Origin of the sequence: Streptomyces sp. V4I23 (assembly GCF_030817975.1) — a bacterium.
In the GTDB taxonomy this organism is placed as follows: Bacteria; Actinomycetota; Actinomycetes; order Streptomycetales; family Streptomycetaceae; genus Streptomyces.
Genome location: NZ_JAUSZW010000004.1, coordinates 4405018 through 4425910 on the forward strand (window position 1 = coordinate 4405018; position 20893 = coordinate 4425910).

The 20893-nt window shown below is 73.5% G+C and carries 18 protein-coding genes and 1 pseudogene; 5 read left to right on the forward strand and 14 right to left on the reverse strand.

The features are described from left to right. Nucleotides 1–99 precede the first annotated feature (99 nt). Entirely contained in the window at nt 100–798 is a 699-nt protein-coding gene (locus QFZ82_RS22375; RefSeq protein ID WP_307714838.1) for a copper homeostasis protein CutC, read from the forward strand. Nucleotides 799–864: 66 nt separating this feature from the next. Here the strand turns inward: QFZ82_RS22375 and QFZ82_RS22380 are convergent, their stop codons facing one another. The 5 genes from QFZ82_RS22380 to QFZ82_RS22400 all read right to left on the reverse strand — a co-directional run bounded on the left by QFZ82_RS22380 (nt 865) and on the right by QFZ82_RS22400 (nt 7512). Further along, nucleotides 865–1167 (reverse strand): hypothetical protein, encoded by a 303-nt coding sequence (locus tag QFZ82_RS22380; protein ID WP_307714839.1) that lies wholly within the window; start codon nt 1165–1167, stop codon nt 865–867. 96 nt (nt 1168–1263) lie between these two features. Further along, the gene (locus QFZ82_RS22385; RefSeq protein WP_307714840.1) at nt 1264–2547 is read right to left on the reverse strand and encodes a hypothetical protein; all 1284 of its coding nucleotides are present in this window, start codon (nt 2545–2547) and stop codon (nt 1264–1266) included. A 23-nt stretch (nt 2548–2570) separates the two neighbouring features. Beyond that, nucleotides 2571–4049, reverse strand: coding sequence for a PepSY domain-containing protein (locus QFZ82_RS22390; RefSeq protein ID WP_307714841.1), 1479 nt, complete (start codon nt 4047–4049; stop codon nt 2571–2573). A 95-nt stretch (nt 4050–4144) separates the two neighbouring features. After that, entirely contained in the window at nt 4145–5266 is a 1122-nt protein-coding gene (locus tag QFZ82_RS22395) for an RNA polymerase sigma factor (RefSeq protein WP_307714842.1), read from the reverse strand. Between the two features lie 179 nt (nt 5267–5445). Continuing rightward, a complete protein-coding gene (locus tag QFZ82_RS22400) occupies nt 5446–7512 on the reverse strand; it encodes a UvrD-helicase domain-containing protein (protein WP_373429312.1) in 2067 nt (688 codons plus the stop codon). Nucleotides 7513–7789: 277 nt separating this feature from the next. Between QFZ82_RS22400 and QFZ82_RS22405 the strand changes: the two genes are divergently transcribed. After that, entirely contained in the window at nt 7790–7975 is a 186-nt protein-coding gene (locus QFZ82_RS22405; RefSeq protein WP_307714843.1) for a hypothetical protein, read from the forward strand. Nucleotides 7976–8083: 108 nt separating this feature from the next. Here QFZ82_RS22405 and QFZ82_RS22410 read toward each other — a convergent pair whose 3' ends face one another. Next, nucleotides 8084–9754, reverse strand: a complete 1671-nt coding sequence (locus tag QFZ82_RS22410) for a DNA repair helicase XPB (protein WP_307714844.1) — start codon at nt 9752–9754, stop codon at nt 8084–8086. 85 nt (nt 9755–9839) lie between these two features. After that, a pseudogene (locus tag QFZ82_RS22415) lies at nt 9840–12420 on the reverse strand (helicase-associated domain-containing protein). Between the two features lie 101 nt (nt 12421–12521). Here QFZ82_RS22415 and QFZ82_RS22420 point away from each other — a divergent pair. Next, a complete protein-coding gene (locus tag QFZ82_RS22420) occupies nt 12522–13541 on the forward strand; it encodes a hypothetical protein (protein ID WP_307714845.1) in 1020 nt (339 codons plus the stop codon). A gap of 189 nt (nt 13542–13730) precedes the next feature. Here QFZ82_RS22420 and QFZ82_RS22425 read toward each other — a convergent pair whose 3' ends face one another. The 4 genes from QFZ82_RS22425 to QFZ82_RS22440 all read right to left on the reverse strand — a co-directional run bounded on the left by QFZ82_RS22425 (nt 13731) and on the right by QFZ82_RS22440 (nt 17721). Continuing rightward, nucleotides 13731–14714, reverse strand: coding sequence for an ABC transporter substrate-binding protein (locus tag QFZ82_RS22425; protein WP_307714846.1), 984 nt, complete (start codon nt 14712–14714; stop codon nt 13731–13733). Next, nucleotides 14711–15544, reverse strand: coding sequence for an ABC transporter ATP-binding protein (locus QFZ82_RS22430; RefSeq protein WP_307714847.1), 834 nt, complete (start codon nt 15542–15544; stop codon nt 14711–14713). Before QFZ82_RS22430 ends, QFZ82_RS22425 begins: the two co-directional genes overlap by 4 nt. Further along, entirely contained in the window at nt 15541–16614 is a 1074-nt protein-coding gene (locus QFZ82_RS22435; protein ID WP_307714848.1) for an iron chelate uptake ABC transporter family permease subunit, read from the reverse strand. Before QFZ82_RS22435 ends, QFZ82_RS22430 begins: the two co-directional genes overlap by 4 nt. A gap of 96 nt (nt 16615–16710) precedes the next feature. After that, nucleotides 16711–17721 carry an iron ABC transporter permease gene (locus QFZ82_RS22440; RefSeq protein ID WP_307714849.1) on the reverse strand — a complete coding sequence of 337 codons (1011 nt, stop codon included), beginning with the start codon at nt 17719–17721 and terminating at the stop codon, nt 16711–16713. Between the two features lie 99 nt (nt 17722–17820). On the opposite strand from QFZ82_RS22440, the gene QFZ82_RS22445 reads away from it, so the two are divergent. Then, complete coding sequence (locus tag QFZ82_RS22445; protein WP_307714850.1) at nt 17821–18459, forward strand: HAD family hydrolase; 639 nt, start codon at nt 17821–17823, stop codon at nt 18457–18459. A gap of 62 nt (nt 18460–18521) precedes the next feature. Here QFZ82_RS22445 and QFZ82_RS22450 read toward each other — a convergent pair whose 3' ends face one another. Then, nucleotides 18522–18776 carry a hypothetical protein gene (locus tag QFZ82_RS22450; RefSeq protein WP_177150326.1) on the reverse strand — a complete coding sequence of 85 codons (255 nt, stop codon included), beginning with the start codon at nt 18774–18776 and terminating at the stop codon, nt 18522–18524. Nucleotides 18777–18957: 181 nt separating this feature from the next. On the opposite strand from QFZ82_RS22450, the gene QFZ82_RS22455 reads away from it, so the two are divergent. Continuing rightward, nucleotides 18958–19341, forward strand: coding sequence for a cold-shock protein (locus tag QFZ82_RS22455; protein WP_177150327.1), 384 nt, complete (start codon nt 18958–18960; stop codon nt 19339–19341). Nucleotides 19342–19351: 10 nt separating this feature from the next. Here QFZ82_RS22455 and QFZ82_RS22460 read toward each other — a convergent pair whose 3' ends face one another. Together QFZ82_RS22460 and QFZ82_RS22465 are read right to left on the reverse strand one after the other, a co-directional pair. Continuing rightward, on the reverse strand, nt 19352–20191 hold the full coding sequence (locus QFZ82_RS22460; protein WP_307714852.1) for a 1,4-dihydroxy-6-naphthoate synthase: 840 nt from the start codon (nt 20189–20191) through the stop codon (nt 19352–19354). Next, on the reverse strand, nt 20188–20859 hold the full coding sequence (locus tag QFZ82_RS22465; RefSeq protein ID WP_307714853.1) for a futalosine hydrolase: 672 nt from the start codon (nt 20857–20859) through the stop codon (nt 20188–20190). Before QFZ82_RS22465 ends, QFZ82_RS22460 begins: the two co-directional genes overlap by 4 nt. Nucleotides 20860–20893: the final 34 nt, after the last annotated feature.

The window sequence follows — 20893 nt, forward strand, 5'->3', positions numbered from 1 at the left end:
TGAGGGTGCGATGGGTACTAGGCTGGGATATTGGACTAGACCTCTCGGCCCGAAGGGGCCGGGTACCGCCGCAGCCGTCTCTCCTGGAGGAATGGGCCCATGAGCAACCGTGCACTCCTGGAGGTGATCGCCCTCGACGCGGAGGACGCGGTCGCAGCGCGTTCCGGAGGGGCCGACCGGCTGGAGCTGGTCGCCGACATGGCGGCCGACGGTCTGACCCCGGCGAGAGAGACCTTCGCCCGCGTCCGGGCGGCCGTGGACATCCCGGTGCGCGTCATGCTCCGCCTGACGGACGGGTTCTCGGCGGGCGGTCCGGAAGACGTCGACGCGCTGGTCCGGGCGGCGGAGGGGCTGCGGGCGGAGGGCGCGGACGAGTTCGTGTTCGGCTTCCTGGACGACCACGGCCACCCGGACCTCGTGACCGTCGAACGGCTGGTGGCGGTGCTGGGCGGCTGCCGCTGGACGTTCCACCGGGCGATCGACCGCGCGGCGGACCGCGACGCGCTGCGCAAGCAGCTGGCGGACGTGCCGGGCCTGGACACGTACCTGACGGCGGGGTCCCCGGAGGGCGTCGACGACGGGCTGCCGACGCTGCTCGCGGAGGCGGCGCGGCGGGGCGAAGCCGGCTACGAGGCGGCGCTCCTCGTCGGAGGCGGCCTGCGCCTCGCCCACGTTCCGCAGCTGCGGGCGGCGGGAGTCCGGGCGTTCCACATCGGCGGCGCGTCCCGCCCGGCGGGCTGGTCCCGCCCGGTGTCACCCGAGGCGGTCGCGGAGTGGCGCGAGGCGCTGGACGTGTAGGGGTGTGGCCGGGGGCGCATGACGCCCCCAGGGAGTCGGCCAGTGGCTGAGGGGTACCGGTCCGCTCTACAGCACGTCCGCGGTGTGCAGCGCCGCGTAGGCCGGGATGATCAGGGCGCAGGCGAGCCACCAGGAGATCAGGCGGTAGCCGACCGACAGGCGGAAACCGGCGATGGCGACGGCCCCCCACGCCAAGGACATCAACAGGGAGGGAATCGCGTCCTGGAACCTTTCCGCGGTCGTCCGCTCACCGAACCCCCACCCGGCGAAACTTGCCGCGACTACGGACGCGAACAAAAAAAACCCCAGAAAGGCCAGTCCCAGCACCCAGCGAATGATCCGTATGCCGACCTTCTGTTGCTCGTTCATGTCATCTTTCCTGTGTGGTGACCGGCCGTGGACCGGCGCGGGACCTTCGGCCGAAGCCGCAGGCCGGCGCCGGTCCACGGCGCATTCGGCATTTTCTCAGCGGGTGTACTGGTACTGCTGTGCCGAGCAGCCGCCCATCCAGCCCGCGAGGCACTTCGGGTCTTCCAGCGCGTGATCGAAGACCAGATTCAGGTAAGAGGTCCCGTCGGAGTACTGGTCGTAACGGTAGAACTGGTGATTCGGCATCTTGTCATGGGCACCGTAGATCCAGTGCGAACCGTTCTGATAGAGGTCCTGCTGGTTGTCGTAGCTGATATCGGCGATCCCGGTGCAGTACGGGTTGCCGACATTGTGCTCGATCACCGTGCGGGCATACCGGCCGTCGTTCTGCAGCGGCCGGATGACGAAGCCGTCGCCGCCGGCCGTGCGCTGGGAGTCGTAGTAGTAGGTGCTTCCCACCTTCCGGTAGCGCTTGGTGGGGCTGACGCCCTTCGACGTCCAGGTCGAGGCACTGGTCCAGTAGTGGTTGGACGCGGCCTTGGTGCGGTTCTTCCCGGTGTCGTAGCCGGTGCTCCGGCCGTCGCCGGAGAACCAGGGGGCGTTGTCGTCGGCCGACTCGCAGGGGAAGCCGAAGCCCCAGCTCTCCCCCTGCAGGTAGCTCATGGGGATGTACGTCTCGTACGTCGTACGGGACGTCGTCAGGGTGCGGACGTTCGCGGGCAGCGTGTCGCCGGGCCGGGCATCGCTGGGGGTCTGCGACACGTCCGTGGTCGCCGGGGTCACCTCGACGCCGTAGGTGGAACGAGTGACGGTGTCCTCGGCGATCTCCTCGGCGGGCCGGACCAGCTCGGCGTCGATCGTGTACTCGGCGTTCTCGCCCAGCGCCGTCTCGGTCTGCAGCTGGGTGACGGCGGTCGTGGTGAGCTTCGTGCCGTCGGCCGTGACCTCGTAGTCGGCCGCGTCCGGCAGGGCGCCCCAGCCGACGGTGGTGCCGGTGGCGGTGGTGACGGCGGTGAGGGGGGTCAGGCCCGAGGCCGCGTCGGGGACGGTGGCCAGCGCCTTGGCGACCAGGCGCGGGCCCTGCTCGGTCAGCGCGACGACGAGGACGGAGACGGAGGTCGGGGCCTGGACGGGAAGCGTGGCGGCGGTCTGCCCGCCGCGCCAGAGCACTTCGTGTGCCCGGTCGTCGATGACGAGGTAAGCGGTGGCGCCGGAGACGGAGGACCAGCTCAGCTCGACGCTGTCGTCGGTGACGGAGACGGCCGCCGGGGCCGCCGAGGTGGCGGCCTGCGTCGGCATCGCGCCACCGAGCAGCAGGCCGGCGGCGAGCACCGGCGCGAGGAAGGCCCGGCGCAGCCGCCGGGCGGGGTGGGGTCTCATGATGTCGCTCTTCTCACTTTCGTTCAGGCCGTGGTGCGGGAGAGGACCTCGCCGGTGCGGGCGTCGATCTCGACTCGGTCCGCGTCCGGGACGCGGGCCTCGGACCAGCCCGTCGGGGCACGGTCGAAGGTGACCGTCCAGCGGCTGGCGTTCCAGGTGTCGGCCACCACCGTGGCGGCCGTGGTGCGGTCGCCGGTCAGCTCGCGGGCCGTGGCCTCGGCCTGCTCCGCGGTCACCGGGAAGGCGGCGCTGTCGGCCGTGCCCCGGGCGGCGGAGAAGCTGACGACCGCGCCGGTGCGCCGGTCCAGCTCCACCGTCACCTCGCGCGCGGCGTCCCGGCCGTCGGCGACGGTCCGCCAGCGCAGCAGCCGCACCGCGTCGCCTTCGATGTGGCTGGTGGTCTCGTCGGTGACCAGCCGCCAGTCCGCGCCGAAGCCGGGGACGTTGGCCTTCGCGAAGTCCTGGGCGGCGGTACGGGCCTCGGCGGCGGAGAGGGTCACCTCGCCCTCGGTCGACGCAGTGCCCACGGCGTCCAGGACGGTGCCGTCCTGCCGCTGCCGGTACTGGACGCCCTCGGCAGTCGTCACATCCGTCAGCTCGGCGCCGTCCGGGCCCTCGGCGGTGGTGGACGCGGTGGGGGTGAGCCGGCTGAAGGTGGTGAAGGGGAGGGTGGCGAGCGGCTGGCTGTTCAGCGGCTCACCGTTCCCGGCGGGCTTGAGCCGGACGTCGGCCGGGTTGCCGACGGCGCCCCGGATCACGTAGTTGTTCCAGCCCCCGGCGCTGCCCTCCTTGGCCACCAGGTCGGTACGGGCCCGGTACAGCGCGGTGCTGATCGTCACGCCGGTCTTGGTGTGGTAGCCGAAGCGGTCCCAGAAGTAGTTGCCCGAGTAGTTGGTCAGGCTGATCGACGTTCCGGAGGTGGTCGCCGGGAAGTAGACAAGGCCGCTGAAGCTGATGACCGAGTCGACGCCCCGGGACACGGCGGCGTCGTTGAAGTTGCCCCACGGGCCGTTCAGCGAGGTGTAGCAGCCCGCCAGCACCATCAGCCGCATGTCGTCGACCTCGACGTACGGGAAGTACTCGGAGACGAAGCGGAGGTTGGCGTACGGGCTGACCACGTCGGTGGCCGTACCGGCGGCCAGGATCGCGTCCTCGGCGTCGGTGGGGCCCTCGTCGGTCTGGAAGATCCCGGCGTTGGCGTGGCCGAACAAGCCGAGGACGGCGGCCCCCGTGCCGTCGTTGAAGGTGTTGGTCGCGCTGCGGCCGCCCGTGTGGCCGAGGGTGTCGTAGCCCATCGCGTTCGCGGCGCTGGTGAAGCTGGTGACGCTGTAGCGGCTGTCCAGGCCGTCGTTGTAGCGCTGCCCGATGTTCACGCCGGACGCGGCCTGGGACGGGGACGACAGCAGAGTCGCCGACGCCACAACTGCCAGCGTGAGGGCGAGCCCGCCGCGCAGGGCGCGCGTCACGCCGTCGCTGCCCCCTCCGGTTCTGCTGTGAGCCACTGAGTGACCTCTCCTTCGCAGCTGTTGCCACTGCTGGTGGCACTGTCAGCCGCTCTACGGGGAGAGGCGGGGCTTGCGTCGCACGGATTCGCGATTTATTCGGTGGCCTCTTCGACGGCTCGTGGAAGGGTGGTGCCAGTGGCCTCGGCGGACGCCGCCGAAGCCGCGTCCCCGGCGCCCAGAACGTCCGGCTCCGGCAGGGCGGGCTCTGTGACCTCCGGCAGCCTGGGCGCACCCGGCAACGCCGGACCGGCCACCTCCGGCAGCCTGGGCGCACCCGGCAACGCCGGACCGGCCACCTCCGGCAGTCCCGGCGCTTCCGGCAGCCCCGGGCCGCCCGGCTCCCCCTGCGTTCCCGGTGCCCCCGGAGTGCCCGTCCCGTTGTCGCCCGGACCAGGTAGCGCGCCGCCGTAGGGCAGCCCCGCACCGGGGTCGGCCGCCGGGGTGGCCGGACCCTTCGGCGCCCCCCGCTCCAGGACCGTCTGTGCCGTCCGGCTGCCCGGCTCGGCCGACCCCGGCACCGGGCGCCCCGGACCGCTCCCCGGCGCGGGGGCGGCCGCACCTGGGGCGAGCAGGGTCAGCCCGGCGACCGTCAGCGCCACGGTGGCCGTCATCAGCGGCGCCGCTCCGGCCGGTACGCCACCGCCCACCGAGGTCGAACGGCTGCCCCGCCACGGCCACAGCAGAACGGCCAGGGTCCCGGCCAGCACACCGCGCAGCGTCTTGCGGGCGCGGGCCAGCAACGACTGAACGGCCCGATAGCTGAGCCCCATCCGCTGCGCGATCTGCCCCAGCTCCAAGCCCTGCGCCTGCAGACCGAGCGCCTCGGCCTGCCGCCCGGGCAACTCCTCCCGGCCGCGCCGGGTGAGCCAGTGCGCCTCGGCCCGGTCGCACACCCGGTCCTCGACGGTGACGTACCCGGGCAGCCCCCACGCCGCCCGCCGGTGCACCTCCGCCTCCCGGACGACCTGACGGTGCCGGTCGACGCACAGCCGCATCGTCACCGTGGTCAGCCAGCCGCCGAGCCGTTCGTCGTCCAGCTCCGGCCGCTCCATGGCCCGCACCATCGCCTCGTGCACGGCGTCCTCGGCGTCCTCCAGGCTCGCCGACCGCCGCCGGGCCACCCGCAGCAGCGCCTCCCGGTGCCCCCAGATCCGCTGCCACCTCTCGGCCCGCTCCTGTTCCCCCGCCGCCCCGGCCTTGCCGTACGTGATCACGGGCCCCGCTCCCTTCCGCCGCGCGTCGGCACTCGGCCGTCCGTACTTCCGCACGGAACCTAACCAGCCGGAAGTGGATCAGAAGGGCCGGGGCCCGGTGAGCGTCGTCCGGATGGCGACCGAAGCAGCGCTTCCCTGTCACACCCTCGACCGGGCCCGCGCCGCGCCGACCCTCCCCGTCAGCCCAACTGCACCGGCAGCGGCTGGGCGTGCAGGACCGTCAGGCCCGAGACCGCCCTCGTCAGCGCCACGTACAGGCGGCGCAGGCCCGTGCGTTCGTCCGGTTCGGCCGAGACCACCGCGGCCGGCTCGTCCAGGACCACGTAGTCGTACTCCAGGCCCTTCGCCAGCGACGCCGGCACCAGCGTCAGGCGGGTGTCGGGGGTCGTCTCCTCGCCCGGGGACAGGTACGGCAGGCCGGCCGACGCCAGTGCCGCGGCCAGTGCCGGCACGCGGGCGTCCGAGGCGATCAGGCCGATCGAGCCCTCCCGGGTCAGGGACTCCAGGCAGGCCGAGACGACCGCCGCGTCCAGGTCCGACACGGCGCGGACCGCCAGAGAGCCCGGGTTCTCGCGCACCGAGGAGACCGGGGCCAGGCCCGGGGACATGTGGGGGAGGAGGCGGGAGGCGTACGCGATCACCTCGCGCGGCACGCGGAAGCCCGCCGTCAGCTCCTCGACCGCCGCCTCCGGCTTGCCGAGGTGGGACAGCGCCTCCGCCCACGACGCCGTCGCCCACGGCGTCGTCCCCTGGGCCAGGTCGCCCAGCACCGTCGCCGAACCCGTCGAGCAGCGGCGGCCCACGGCCCGGTACTGCATCGGCGACAGGTCCTGCGCCTCGTCGAGCACGACGTGCCCGAGCGAGTGCGTGCGCTGCACCAGGTCCGTCGCCTCGTCGATCAGCACCGCGTCGGCGGGGGACCACTGCGCGGACTTCACGCTGCGGGGCGGCTTCGGGAACAGGATCGTGGCCTGCTCCTCGGCGGTGAGGATCCCGTCGGCGTGCGCGGCGAGGAACTCCCCGTCGGACAGCAGGCGCAGGACGAGCTTGGCCGGGTCCACCGGCGGCCAGATCGCCTTGACCGCCGCCTTCACCGCCGCGTTGCGCGCCACGGCGTCCTGGACGCGGTCGTCCGGGGCCTCACCCGCCTGTTCCATGCGGACCAGCACCGCGTGCGCGATCCGCTGGGGCAGCGCGTCGCGCGCCGCGCCGTACCGCACGTTCCGGTCCAGCAACTCGCGGACGATCTCCACCAGTTCGTACGCCGGGATACGCCAGCGTCGCGACCCGCGCACGACCATCAGCGGCTCGGTCGGCAGCGTGACGTGCGAGCGGACCGCGCGGCGCAGCACCTCGGCCATCCGCGCGTCCCCCTTCACGACCGCCGCCGCTGCCGTGTCCTCGCCGCGCACCTCCACATGGGCGACGAGGTCGTCGACGGTGGACTGCCTGACCTCCAACTCACCCAGCGCCGGGAGCACCTGCTCGATGTAGTGGAGGAAGGAGCGGTTCGGCCCGATGACGAGGGTGCCGGTGCGGGCCAATCGTTCCCGGTGGGCGTAGAGGAGGTACGCGACACGGTGCAGGCCCACGGCCGTCTTGCCGGTGCCGGGCCCGCCCTGGACGCACACCGTGCCGGACAGGCCGCTGCGGACGATCTCGTCCTGCTCGGGCTGGATCGTCGCCACGATGTCCCGCATCGGGCCGACGCGCGGCCGCTCGATCTCCGCCTGGAGGAGCTTGGAGGTCTGCTCGGCCTCCGAAGGGTCGGTGAGGTGCTCGTCCTCGTACGCGGTGAGCTCGCCGCCCGTGTAACCGAAGCGCCGCCGCAGGCCCACGTCCTGCGGGTCCTTGCGCGAGGCGCGGTAGAACGGCTGGGAGACGGGGGCGCGCCAGTCGATGACCATCGGGTCGCCGACGGCGTCGTGCACGTGCCGGCGGCCGATGTAGAAGCGCTGCCCTTCCTGCGCGGTGTGCAGGTAGTCGAGGCGGCCGAAGAACAGCGGGGTGTGCGACAGGTCGGCCAGCGCCTTGATGCGCTCCTCGATCTGGGCTTCCAGGACGACCGCGTTGACCCAGTTCGCGGTCACGTCCTTGATGTCGAGCGACTCGACGTCCTCGCGCATCGCGCGCAACGCGGCGCGTGAGGCGGCCAGATGGGCCCGCTCGCGTCCGAGCGGATCGCCGTCGGCCGTGGGCGCCGCCGTGGCGGAAGTGACGTCGGGTACTGGGGCGTGCGCGGGCACGGGTTGCCTCCGGGCTGATGCTGTGTGGTCACGACATGGCAGACCGGCCGGTTTCCGTCCGGGCGGTGGCGCTCCTCGGGGGGAGGCGGGAGAGGCCCCGACCGCGTCGGGGGCAAGCCCGCGATTGTAGTCAGGGCCCCGAAGGGAGGCGAACGGTTTTTCCGGGGGGCGGTCCTCCCCGTAGGGGACGCTGTCGGTCGGGAGCAGGAGGCGCCCCGGTGCGCGGTTCAGCCCGCAGAGCGATGCTCCGGACGGGTGACGAGGCCACCATGGAGACATGAGCACAGCGACTTTCGCCCCAGGCACCACGCCCCCCGGCGGCGCCACCGCCACGGGCGCCGTCCACCACTCGTCCCACCGCGTCGGCAACGCCCTGCGCGCGATCAAGGTCTTCGCCGAGGCCGTGTTCTCCGTGGCCGTCCTCGGCGAGTACGCGGAGGAGGCGGGCGTCCGCCGTCGGTGACCCAGCCCGGCCGTGGCTGACCAGGGCAGGGGCCGTTGGTGGTCGCTGCCGGGGGTGGTTTCCTCGGGCTCGGCCGAACCCGGCGGCGGACGCCCTCGACGCCCGCCCTCAGTGGACCGGGTCCGCTGGGCCCTCCGCCTCGCCCGCCAGGAGTTCGTCCGCGTCCACGATCCGGTACGCGTAGCCCTGCTCGGCCAGGAACCGCTGGCGGTGCGCCGCGAAGTCCTGGTCGATCGTGTCCCTCGCCACCACCGAGTAGAAGTGCGCCTTGTGGCCGTCCGCCTTCGGGCGCAGGACGCGGCCGAGGCGCTGCGCCTCCTCCTGGCGCGAACCGAACGTGCCCGACACCTGGATCGCGATCGTCGCCTCCGGGAGGTCGATCGAGAAGTTCGCGACCTTGGAGACGACCAGCACGCTGATCTCGCCGTTGCGGAAGGCGTCGAAGAGTTTCTCGCGCTGCGCGTTCGACGTCTCGCCCTTGATCACCGGGGCGTCCAGGTGCTCGCCCAGCTCGTCGAGCTGGTCGATGTACTGGCCGATGACCAGGATCTGCTGCCCCGCGTGCTTGCGGACCAGCTGTTCCGCCACCTTCCGCTTCGTCGCCGTCGTCGCGCAGAAGCGGTACTTCTCCTCCGTCTCGGCGGTCGCGTACGCGAGCCGCTCCGAGTCGGTGAGGTTGACCCGTACCTCCACGCAGTCGGCGGGCGCGATGTAGCCCTGCGCCTCGATCTCCTTCCAGGGAGCGTCGAACCGCTTCGGCCCGATCAGCGAGAAGACGTCCGACTCCCGGCCGTCCTCGCGCACGAGGGTCGCGGTCAGGCCGAGGCGGCGGCGCGCCTGGAGGTCGGCGGTGAACTTGAAGACCGGCGCGGGCAGCAGGTGCACCTCGTCGTAGAGGATCAGACCCCAGTCGCGGGAGTCGAACAGCTCCAGGTGCGGGTAGACGCCCTTCCGCTTGGTCGTCAGCACCTGGTAGGTGGCGATGGTGACCGGGCGGATCTCCTTCCTCGTGCCGCTGTACTCGCCGATCTCGTCCTCGGTCAGCGAGGTCCGCCGCACCAGCTCGTGCTTCCACTGCCGGGCGGAGACGGTGTTGGTGACCAGGATCAGCGTCGTGGCCTTGGCCTGCGCCATCGCCCCCGCCCCGACCAGCGTCTTGCCGGCGCCGCAGGGCAGGACGACGACACCGGAGCCGCCGTGCCAGAAGCCCTCGACGGCCTGCTTCTGGTACGGGCGCAGCGCCCAGTCCGTCTCGTCGAGGTCGATGCGGTGCGCCTCGCCGTCGACGTAGCCCGCGAGGTCCTCCGCCGGCCAGCCCAGCTTCAGCAGCGTCTGCTTGATCTGCCCGCGCTCGGAGGGGTGCACGGCCACCGTGTCCGGGTCGATCCGGGAGCCGACGAGCGGCTGGATCTTCCTCGACCGCAGGATCTCCTCCAGCACCGGCCGGTCGGTGGTCGTCAGGACGAGCCCGTGGGTGGGGTGCTTGGTGAGGGTGAGCCGGCCGTAGCGGGCCATCGTCTCGGCGACGTCGACGAGCAGGGCGTGCGGGACCGGGTACCGGGAGAACTCGACCAGCGCGTCCACGACCTGCTCGGCGTCGTGCCCGGCGGCGCGCGCGTTCCACAGACCGAGCGGGGTGACCCGGTAGGTGTGGATGTGCTCGGGCGCCCGCTCCAGCTCCGCGAACGGCGCGATGGCGCGACGGCAGGCGTCCGCCAGCTCGTGGTCGACTTCGAGAAGGAGGGTCTTGTCGCTCTGGACGATGAGGGGACCGTTCACACCTGCGCCCTTTCGGTAAGGCTCGGGGCCGCTTGAGGCCGGTGAGGCCAAACCTCAAGTGTGCCGCATGCCGGCAGAGACGGGCTCAGGCCGAGTCGTCGGCCAGTTCCGCCACGCCCGTGATGCGGTGCAGCGGATACGTGCGCACCTCGTCCGCCGTGTGGTCGTACGCCGTCACGAAGCCGCCCTCCACCCGGACCGGGGCGATCACGCGCTGGCTGGCCGCGCCGTCCGCGTTGACGTAGCCGATCCAGACCGCCGAGCCGGTCATGGCCGCCGCCTGCACGGTGGCCAGGGTCTCGGCGGGGGTGGTGCGGGGCATCTCGCCGTCGGGGACGGGCACGGCGGCCTCGGCGACCGGCTTGCGTTCCACCGTGGCCGCGAGGTCGCCGGCCCGGATCGCCTTCACCGCCGCGCCGAGCAGCGTGGCGTCGGGCACCGGCGGCCCGTCCGGGACCGGGGCCGGTGCCGTGCGCGGCGGGGTGCGGCGGGCGTGGGCGCGGGTGATCACGACATCGCCCTCGGCCGACTCGGCGGCCGGCGCGTACCCCATCGCCCGCAGCCCGTCGAGCAGTGCCGCCGGGTCCGCCTGGGCGGCCAGGACCGTGGGCGCGAGGCGGCGCAGACGCAGGCCCTGCGAGCGCTTGTCCGCGAGGATCTCGGCGAGGAGCGCGTCGTCGTCGCAGCGCACGTACGCGGAGGCGGCGCCGACGCGCAGGTGGCCGTGGCGGCGGGCGACGTCGTCGATGAGGTAGGCCAGCGGCTGCGGCACGGGCGTACGGGAGTGCCTGGTCAGGAACGTGTGCAGGTCGGCCGCGGCCCGCCCGGCGTCGAGCGCGCGGCGCACGGAGGCGGGCGTGAAGCGGTAGACGGTCGCGCCGCCCTTGGACTCCACGTCGGCGAGGACGGCGAGCGTCTCGGCCAGCGGCCGCTCCAGCGGGCCCGGGGCGACGGCCGTCAGGTCGGCCTGGAGGAGGACGTGGTCCAGCGGCTCGGGCAGGAGCGGGGCGAGGAGGGCGACGGCACGGGCCCGGCGCGCGGCGGCGCAGGAGTCGGAGGCGCCGGAGTCGGAGGCGCCGTCGGCCGCGGCACGGTAGGCGACGGGCCTGGGGCGCGGCACGTCGGACCCCGCTGTCCCGTCGCCCGCGCCGTCCGGGTCCGGCAGGTCGAGCAGCGCGCGGGCGTGGGAGGCGAGAGCACCGCGACCCGTCACGCCCAGCAGCTCCGCCTCCGTGAGCGTCCAGGTCGCCATGCGCGCCCGCAAGGTCTGGCCGCCGCTCACCGAGTCGCCCCGCTCGCCCCGCAACGGCCGCTCCCAGCGCAGCCGGTCCAGCAGCGTCTCCGGGTCCGGGACCGTGCCCGCCGGGAGGGACGCCATCAGCTCCAGCACCCGCAGCCGGACGGCGGGCGCGGCCGAACGGTCCAGGTCGGGGCCGAGAGCGGAGAGTGTGCGGCCCTTGGAGTCCTGGCCGCCGACGAGCCCCGGCGCACGCGTGGCCGACAGCCAGGCGACCGCGAGCTGCGCCCACCGCTGCGCCGGGGGCAGCTCCAGCCACTCGTCGTACGCGGGCGTCGGGGCGTACCGCTCGTCGGCCTCGCCGTCGGATGCCAGCAGACCGGCCGCGTAGGCCAGTTCGGCCCAGAACGCGGCCAGCTGCTCGGTCGTGTCAAGCGCTGCGGCCGTCCGCTTGAGGTCGCGTACGGACAGACCGCCCGCGCGCAGTACCGGGCGGGCCGCCCTCGTGCCAGTCCTTCAGCAGGTCCTCGACCGTCGTCAGCGCCGTGAACGCCTGCCCGGCCGCCGCACTGTCCACAACCTGTGGACGGCGCTCCGCCGCCTGCGCCACCGACGGCGGCACCGGCTCCGGCACCCGGTGCGCCCGGCCCGCCCGCAGATGCAGCGCCGCCTCCCTGGGCAGCACCACCGTGCGCGGCGACGCGGGCAGCAGCAGCCCGCGGTCCCGCAGCCACTGCACGGGCGGCGCGGGGGAGGACGTCACCTCCCCGTACGGCGGACCCCACACCAGCCGGTCCAGCACCGCCAGCGCCTGCGGCGGAGCCGTGTCCAGCAGCAGCGCCATCCGGCGCCGGTCCGTGAACAGCGCCGTCAGCGCCGCCACCGCGGACACCGGGTCGTGCGTCGGCGGCAGTCCGGCCGCCGCGAGGATCTCCTGCAGCCTGCCCGGCGACATGCCCGCCGTCGCCTCGGCGACGGACGGGCCGAGACCGGTGGGCGAGGGGCGTGTGGGGGACGGCGCGAGCAGTTCGCGGGCGGTGCGCACCAGCCGCAGCCGGTCGTCAGCGCCCCACACCAGGGCCTGCGTGCGCAGGACGCCCAGCGCACCGGGCAGCGCCGCCTCGACCTCCGGGTCGCCCTCGTCGCCGGCCATCAGCGCGAGCAGGCTCTCGTACGGGGCGGGGTCCGGTGCCACGGCCAGCGCCTCGGCGGTCTGCAGCGCGAACCGGTCGAGCCGCTCCAGGGCACGGACGACGGAGGCGCGGGTACCGGCCCGGGTCGCGAGCTGGCTGACGTCGGTCGGCACCGGGCTCAGCAGATCGGGCCGGGCACGCAGCAGCGCGGCCAGTTCCTCGTCGGTGCGGGCGCGCAGCGCTTCCGCCAGCGTGCGCGGGGCGGCGCCGCCGCTTGGTTCGGGCTTGGTCCCCATCCGCCCCACGGTAGCCCCTGGAGCGCTACCGTCGGGGACAGGGCGGGCCCGGGGAAGGGGCCGTGATTCGTGGGATACGCCGGGAGCGCAGGGGAACGTCCGTGGGGATCGAGAGCGATCAGCTGGTCTACGACTACCTGAGCCGGGTCGGGGACCTGGCCCAGCAGGCCCAGCTTCCGTCGGGCGCCAGGATGCGGCTCGTGTCGTCGCTGCGGGGCGAGATCGACAAGCAGAGGTCGCGGTCCGGCGGAGACAGCCCTGCGGCGGTACGCCGGATCCTCGGGCGCCTCGGTGCGCCGGAGGCCCTCGTGGCCGCGGCGGCGGAGGAGGCCGTGCCCTCGCCGCCTCCCGGCGCGCCTTCGTCCGCGCCTTCGTCCGCGCCTTCCGCTCCGCCGTCGCCGTCGCCTTCGCCGGACACCGGTGGTCGGCGGCCGGCGATGCCGCGGCAGCGGGGGTGGCGCCGCATCCCGCGCCCGCGCACGGACTCCGCGCCCCGGGAGACGGCCGCGTCGCCGCCGCACCTGGCCGGGATGGACGAGCTCGGCCCCTCGGGCTCCGAGCCGGACTGGTGGCGGATCGAACCGGGGCCGTTCGGGGCGGGAGAGCGGGTGGCCGGGTTCGTGGGCGGCGTGGAGGTCCCCGAGATACTGAAGCCGCCGCCGGAGGAGGCCGACACCGAGCCCGACGGCGAGTCCGATGGCGATCCGGCTCCCGGCGAGGACGAGGCGGCGGATGAGGCCGTGCCGGTGCGGCGGCGGTGGCTGCCGCGACGGGAGCGGGGCGGGCCCGCCGACCTGGTGCTGCTGCTGGCCGCCGCGCTGTTGCTGGTCGGCGCGGCCCTCGGCTCGCTGCTCGCCCTGGCGGGCGGCTGGCTCCTCGCGTACGGCTCACGCCGCCTGTCCACCGCCCAGTCGAAACTGGCGGTCGCGGGCCTCCCGGGGGCGGCCGCGGCGGCCGGAGCCGTATGGCTGTGGGGCCGCATCAACGGCCACTGGGGCCCGCCGATCCCGGACGACGGCATGCGGGAGGCGCTGACGGGGACGTGGCCGTGGGTGCTGCGGGGGGCGGCGGTGGCGTCGGCGCTGTACCTGCTGTGGCGGCGGAGGAGGGCGCGGGCGTAGCGCGTGTGTGGCGCTGCCACCGGACCCCCGCGCCTCAAACGCCGGCGGGGCGGATTTCGCTGCGCGAAATCAGCCCGTCCGGCGCTTGAGGACACCGCGCGAAGCGCGGTACGGGGTCCGGGGCTTGCCCCGGTTACGGGAAGGGGCGGGCAGGGGAACGGCTCCGCGCAGCGGCACTCCCCCGTCACCTCACTTCGTCAGATCCGCCTGCAGCTCGTCCAGGATCTTCGCCGCCGCCGTGTACCCGATGCCCTGGATCCACAGCTCGTCCTCCACGGCGAACACCTTGTCGTTCTTCACCGCCGACATGCCCTTCCACAGCGCACTGTCCAGCGTCTGCGTCTGCTTCGCCTTCTTCGGGTCGCCGTACGTCGAGTGGAAGACCACGTCCGCGTCCGCCAGGTCGATCTTCTCCGGGCTCACGTCGTACGAGAAGCCGTCCTTGGCCTTGTCCGTCACGGCCGGGCGGCCGAGGCCGACGTCCGCGAGGATCGTGGAGATGTAGTTCTGCTTGCCGTAGATGCGGATGTCCGCGCCCTCGACGAAGCGGACCACGTTCACCTCGGTCGCCGCCGCCTTCTCCTTGCCGCCGAGCGCGTCGGTGACCTTCTTCGCGTGGGCCTCGTACTCCGCGACGGCCTTCCCGGCCTCGGCCTTCTTGCCGAGCGCGTCCGCGTGGAGCTGGAAGTTCTCCTTCCAGGGGTAGCCGGTCGTCTCCGTCATCACCGTCGGGGCGATCTTCTTCAGCTCGGCGTACTGCGCGCCGTGCCGGACCTTGGACGTCAGGATCAGGTCGGGCTTCAGCGCCGCGATCGCCTCCAGGTTCGGCGTCATCATCTCGCCGACGTCCTTGATCCCCGCGACCTTGTCCTTCGGCAGGTAGGGCAGGAAGCCGGACGTGCCGTCGGCGTGCGTCGCGCCGACCGGCTCGACGCCCAGCGTGATAGCGGAGTCCAGCTCGGCGGTGTCGAGCACGACGACGCGCTTCGGGGCGTCGGGGACCTCGACGTCTCCCATGGCCGTCTTCACCGTGTGCGTGCCGCTGCCCGCGGACGGGTCCGCGGAGCCGGACTTCGAGGACGAGTCAGACGACCCGCACGCGGTGAGCGTCATCGCGGCGGCCAGTGCGAGGGAACCGGCGGCGAGGCCGTGGCGGCGGAGGGACGTGGTCATGAGGAGGAGACCCTTTCGGTCGGGGGGACGGGGGGTGTCTGCGCGGGGGTGTAGGGCGCGGCGGGTACGACGAGCGGCGAGCCGGTCACCGGGTCGGGGACGACCACGGACTCCATTCCGAAGACGTCGCGGACGAGTTCGGCGGTGACGACGTCCCCCGGCCGGCCCTCGGCCACGATCCGGCCCGCCTTCATGGCGACGAGATGGTCGGCGTAACGGGCGGCCTGATTGAGGTCGTGCAGGACGGCGACGACGGTGCGGCCGCGCTCGTGGTTCAACTGGCGTACGAGATCGAGCACCTCGACCTGGTGGGCGATGTCGAGGTACGTCGTCGGCTCGTCCAGCAGCAGCAGATCCGTCTCCTGTGCGAGCGCCATCGCGATCCACACGCGCTGGCGCTGGCCGCCGGAGAGCTCGTCGACCGGGCGGTCGGCCAGGGCGGTGACGTCGGTGCGTGCCATCGCGTCGGTGACCGCGCGCTCGTCCTCGTCGGACCACTGCTTCCACCACGCCTGGTGCGGCTGGCGGCCGCGCGAGACGAGGTCGGCGACGGTGATGGCCTCCGGTGCGACGGGCGACTGCGGCAGCAGCCCGATCGCCTGCGCGATCCGTTTCGTCGGGATCCTCGCGAGCTCCTGGCCGTCGAGCAGCACCGCGCCGCCCTTCGGCTTCAGCAGCCGCCCAAGGGCCCGCAGTGTCGTCGACTTGCCGCAGGCGTTGGGGCCGACGATGACGGTGACCTGGCCGTCGGGCACGGCGAGATCGAGGTCGTGCACGACCGTGCGGTCCTCGTAGGCGAGCGTCAGCTCGCGCGCCGTCAGCCTGCTCACGAATTGCCTCCAGCGGTACGACCGGTGTGGCTGCGGACGATCAGCCAGATCAGATACGGGGCGCCGACGGCGGCCGTGAGCACGCCCACGGGAAGCTCGGTCGGCGAGAACAGCCGCCGGGCCAGCAGGTCGGCGAGGACGACGATCACCGCGCCCATCAGGGCGGAGCAGAACAGCGGGATCTGCGCGGTGCGGGTCATGCGGCGGGCGATCTGCGGCGCGAGCAGGGCGACGAAGTCGACGGGTCCTGCGGCGCCGGTGGCGACGGACGCGAGGACGACACCGAGGAGCACCAGCCCGAGCCGTACGCGCCCCAGCCGCACGCCGAGCGCGGTCGCCGTGTCGTCGTCCATCGCGACGGTGCGCTGCGCGCGGGCCGCCCACAGCACGGCGGGCAGCAGGACGAGCAGCGTCCAGCCGAGCGGCGCGGCTTCTTCCCAGCCGCGGCCGTTGAGGGAGCCGGTCATCCAGATCTGGGCCTGCTGGGCGACGAGATAGTCGCCCTTGGTCATCACCAGGGTGGTGACGGAGCGCAGCGCGATCGCGAAGCCGATGCCGATGAGGACGAAGCGGGTGGCGTGCAGGCCGCCGCGCCAGGCGAAGACGTACACGAGCGCGGCCGCGACGATGCCGCCGGTGACGGAGAGGTACGGCAGTGCCGTGTACGAGGTGACGCCGAAGGTCAGCGCGGTGACCGTGAGCGCGCTCGCGCCCTGGCTGATGCCGATGATGTCGGGACTGGCGAGCGGATTGCGCGCGACGGTCTGGATGAGCGCGCCGGCGACCCCGAAGGCGGCGCCGACGAGCAGCCCGACGACGAGCCGGGGCAGCCGGAGGGTGCCGACGACCAGCTCGTCGGGGGACGGCTGCCCGAGCAGCACCTTCAGCACCTCGGCGGGCGCGACGAAGCTCTCGCCGACGCTGAGGTAGGCGACGCAGGCGGCGGCGAGCGCGGCGGTGAGCCCGACGGCGGTGAGCGCGGCGCGCCGGTGCAGCAGGAAGCTGGCGCGCCCGGCGCGGGCGAGGGCGTAACCGGCGGGGCGGACGGGGGTGAGGGTCTCAGCGGTCATGCGTCCTCCTCGTGCGCGGGGCCGGGTCCGGGGCCGAGCCCCCACGCGGCGGAGCCGCGCATCGACACTGCGGGGAGGGGCGGGTAGGGGGAGACGTCACGCCGGCACCGCCTTGCGGCGGACCAGCGTCACCAGGAACGGCACGCCGATCAGCGCCGTCATCACGCCTGCCGGTATCTCGCTCGGCGGGAACACCACGCGGCCCACCGCGTCGGACACCAGCAGCATCACCGGGCCGATCAGCGCGGCCATGGGCAGGACCCAGCGGTGGTCGCTGCCCACGATCGCGCGGGCGATGTGCGGGACCGCGAGGCCGATGAACGCGATCGGGCCCGCCGCCGCCACGCCCACGCCCGTCAGCACCGTCGCGCCGACGCCGCCCACGATCCGTACCGTCGCCACGTTCTGGCCGAGGCCCTTCGCGACGTCCTCGCCGAGGGCCAGCGCGTCCAGGCCGCGGGCCACCGCGACCACCAGCACCGTGCCCACCAGCAGGAAGGGCCAGACCTGGTGCACGATCTCCGCGTCGCGTCCGGCCACCGAGCCGACCTGCCAGAAGCGGAACTCGTCCAGCGCCGCCGCCTTCGTCGTCAGGACGCCCATCGTCACCGACACCAGCAGCGCGTTGATCGCCGCGCCGCCCAGCGCCAGTTTCACCGGTGTCGCACCGCCGCGGCCGCTGGAGGCGATCGCGTACACCGCGACCGACGCGAGGGCCGCGCCCGCGAACGCGAACCAGACGTACCCCGTGAGCGTGTGGATGCCGGCGAACGCGATGGCCAGCACCACGCCCACCGACGCGCCCTGGCTGATGCCGAGGATGCCCGGGTCGGCGATCGGGTTGCGCGTGATGCCCTGCAGGGCCGTGCCCGCGATAGCCAGCGCCGCGCCGACCATCAGACCGATCAGGGTGCGCGGTACGCGCAGCTCCCGGACGACCTCGGCGTCCGGGCCGCTTCCGTCGCGCAGCAGGGCGTCGAGCACCGCCGACGGCGCGACCGCGCGCGCCCCGACGGCGAGGCTGAGCAGGACCGCCAGCAGCAGAGCCGCCACGGCCGCCGCCGTCCAGCCGATACGGCGGACGGCCTGAGCGCGTCTGGCTGACATGAACACCTATCGCAGAGAGGACCCAGGGTTGGTAAGGCTTGGCTAAGTCTATGCGTCCGGAATTCGCCGCCCCCGAGGGGGCCGCAAGCCCCGGGCACAATGGCCGGCATGGCCATTCACAGCGCACCGCAGCCGCCCACCGTCGGGTTCGACCTCGACATGACCCTCGTCGACTCGCGCCCCGGCATCCACGCCGCCTTCCGGGCGCTGTCCGCCGAGACCGGGGTGTGGATCGACGCGGACCTGGCGATCACCCGTCTCGGGCCGCCGCTGGAGCAGGAGTTGGCGCACTGGTTCCCGGACGAGCTGATCCAGGAGATGGGCGACCGCTACCGGGAGATCTACCCGGAGTACGCGATAGCGCCGAGCCTCGCGCTGCCCGGCGCCCGCGAGGCCGTCGAGGCGGTCCAGGAGCTCGGCGGACGCGCGATCGTCGTCACCGCCAAGCACGAACCCAACGCCAAGCTGCACCTCGCCCACCTCGGCATCGCCCCGGACGAGGTCGTCGGCTGGCTGTGGGCGGAGGCCAAGGCGGAGGCGCTGCGCGAGCACGGCGCGAGTGTGTACGTCGGTGACCACATCGGCGACGTACGCGGCGCGCGGGTCGCCGGCGCGCTCTCGGTGGCCGTGCCGACCGGGCCCTGCGACGCGGACGAACTGCGCGGGGCGGGCGCGGACGTGATCCTGGACGACCTCACCGCGTTCCCGGACTGGCTGCGGAGCCGCGCCCGGTCCTGACACCACCGCACCGCCGCGCCGGGGTCGCCCCCGCCCCCGTAAACCGAATGCTGTTGCGGTCGTTACCGCGACCGAGCGGATTTGGCCTGACGCCGCTGCGCCGCGACCGACCGCAGCACCCCGGCCGCGGCGATCAGGAATCCGACGCCCATCAGCATGCTCACGGCGTACGCCACCGTCGGGAAGGGCTCGGTGCCCAGGAACAGCGGGGCGACGGTGACGAGAGTGGCGACGGCGCCGACGACGAAGACGATGCCGCCGACGCGCACCAGCACGTCACCCGGGGCGGGAGCGGCTGCGGGAGGAGTAGCAGTCATTCGGCCAGGGTAGTTCCCTTGCGCGTAGGAACCGATCGGGGACGTCTTGTCAGCAGCCTCTGGACCATTAGCCTTGGGGGTGGCGGGTCAGGCGACCCGCTGTAGTGCTATCCAGAGCCGTTTTTTCGGCGCCCGCCCGCGGTGCCCACAGCGCCCGACGAGTACGAGGACGAGGACAGACGTGCCCACCGGCAAAGTCAAGTGGTTCAACAGCGAGAAGGGCTTCGGCTTTCTCTCACGCGATGACGGCGGCGACGTCTTCGTGCACTCCTCCGTGCTCCCTTCCGGCGTGGATGTTCTCAAGCCGGGCCAGCGCGTCGAGTTCGGCGTGGTGGCGGGCCAGCGCGGCGACCAGGCGCTGTCGGTGACGCTGCTCGACCCGACCCCCTCCGTGGCGGCCGCCCAGCGGCGCAAGCCGGACGAGCTGGCGTCCATCGTGCAGGACCTGACGACCCTTCTGGAGAACATCACGCCGATGCTGGAGCGCGGCCGCTACCCCGACAAGGTGCAGGGCAAGAAGATCGCCGGCCTGTTGCGGGCGGTCGCGGACCAGCTGGACGTGTGACGCCCGGCGCTCAGACGAACGACAGCGCATTCCGGCCGAGGGGCGGTACGAGCCCCTCGGCCGCCGCGCGTGTCAGCAGGCCGCGCACGGCCGCATAGCCGTCGTCGCCCAGGTTGTGGGTGAACTCGTTCACGTACAGCCCGATGTGCTGGTCCGCGACGGCCGGGTCCATCTCCTGGGCGTGCTCCAGCACGTACGGCCGGGACGCGTCGGGGTCGTCCCAGGCCATGCGGACGGACGTCCGCGCGGCGTCGGCCAGCCGGTGCAGCATCTCGGGTCCCAGCGAGCGCTTGGCGATGATCGCGCCGAGCGGGATGGGCAGCCCCGTCGTCCGCTCCCAGTGCTCGCCCATGTCCGCGAGCGCGTGGAGCCCGTACTGCTGGTAGGTGAAGCGGGCCTCGTGGATGACGAGCCCGGCGTCCACCTTGCCGTCGCGTACGGCGGGCATGATCTCGTGGAACGGCATCACGACCACGTCGCCGACCCCGGCCGGGACGACGTCGGCGGCCCAGAGCCGGAACAGCAGGTACGCGGTCGAGCGCTCGCTCGGCACCGCGACCGTCCTGCCCTCCAGGGCGGTGCCCGGTTCGCGGGTCAGCACGAGCGGGCCGCAGCCGCGGCCGAGAGCGCCGCCGCACGGGAGGAGCGCGTACTCGTCGAGGACCCACGGAAGCACCGCGTACGACACCTTCAGGACGTCGAACTCGCCACGCTCGGCCATGCCGTTCGTGATGTCGATGTCCGCGAACGTCACGTCCAGTTCGGGCGCGCCCGGGATGCGTCCGTGCGCCCAGGCGTCGAAGACGAACGTGTCGTTCGGGCAGGGCGAGTAGGCGATCTGCAGGGTCACGGTTGCTCCTGGAGGACGGGGGCGAGCTGCTGGAACGCACCGCGCAGCGCGCCGAGCGCCTCGCCGATGCGCCAGGCGGCGCGGTCGCGGGGCCCCACGGCGTTGGAGACGGCGCGGATCTCGACCACCGGCACGCCGTGGGCGGCGGCGGCCTCGGCGACCCCGAAGCCCTCCATGGCCTCCGCGGCGGCGCGGGGGTGACGTGCGGTCAGCTCGTCGGCGCGGGCCGCGGTGCCGGTCACCGTGGAGACGGTGAGGACGGGCGCGTGCACGGCGCCGACCGCTTTGGCGATGCGCGCGGACAGCCGGGCGGGCGGCAGGTGGACGGTGCGGCCGAAGCCGAGCGCGTCGACGGGGAGGAAGCCGTCGGGGGTGTCGGCGCCGAGGTCGGCGGCGACGATCGCGTCGGAGACGACGAGAGAACCAACCGGGCAGTGCGCCGCGAAGCCGCCGCCGATGCCGGCGGAGACGACGAGGCCGTACGGCTCGGGCGCGGCCGTCAGCGCGGTGGCGGTGGCCGCGGCGGCGGCGGCCGGTCCGACGCCGGCGACGAGGACGTCGAGCGAGGGCGTACGGGTGAGGGCGTAGCCGCCGGGGAGGACGCCGGGGTCCCCCGTGGCGACGGCTTCGGCCTCCGCCGCCACGGCGGTCACGACAAGGACGCGCACGAGGGTGCCCTCCGGGTCCTGCGGGTCCTTTGGG

What these genes read in the sequence shown, in the direction of transcription:
- QFZ82_RS22375 (WP_307714838.1), top strand. Translation starts at nt 100, where the DNA reads ATGAGCAACCGTGCACTCCTGGAGGTGATCGCCCTCGACGCGGAGGAC.
- QFZ82_RS22380 (WP_307714839.1), bottom strand. Translation starts at nt 1,167, where the DNA reads ATGAACGAGCAACAGAAGGTCGGCATACGGATCATTCGCTGGGTGCTG.
- QFZ82_RS22385 (WP_307714840.1), bottom strand. Translation starts at nt 2,547, where the DNA reads ATGAGACCCCACCCCGCCCGGCGGCTGCGCCGGGCCTTCCTCGCGCCG.
- QFZ82_RS22405 (WP_307714843.1), top strand. Translation starts at nt 7,790, where the DNA reads ATGAGCACAGCGACTTTCGCCCCAGGCACCACGCCCCCCGGCGGCGCC.
- QFZ82_RS22425 (WP_307714846.1), bottom strand. Translation starts at nt 14,714, where the DNA reads ATGACCACGTCCCTCCGCCGCCACGGCCTCGCCGCCGGTTCCCTCGCA.
- QFZ82_RS22435 (WP_307714848.1), bottom strand. Translation starts at nt 16,614, where the DNA reads ATGACCGCTGAGACCCTCACCCCCGTCCGCCCCGCCGGTTACGCCCTC.
- QFZ82_RS22440 (WP_307714849.1), bottom strand. Translation starts at nt 17,721, where the DNA reads ATGTCAGCCAGACGCGCTCAGGCCGTCCGCCGTATCGGCTGGACGGCG.
- QFZ82_RS22445 (WP_307714850.1), top strand. Translation starts at nt 17,821, where the DNA reads ATGGCCGGCATGGCCATTCACAGCGCACCGCAGCCGCCCACCGTCGGG.
- QFZ82_RS22450 (WP_177150326.1), bottom strand. Translation starts at nt 18,776, where the DNA reads ATGACTGCTACTCCTCCCGCAGCCGCTCCCGCCCCGGGTGACGTGCTG.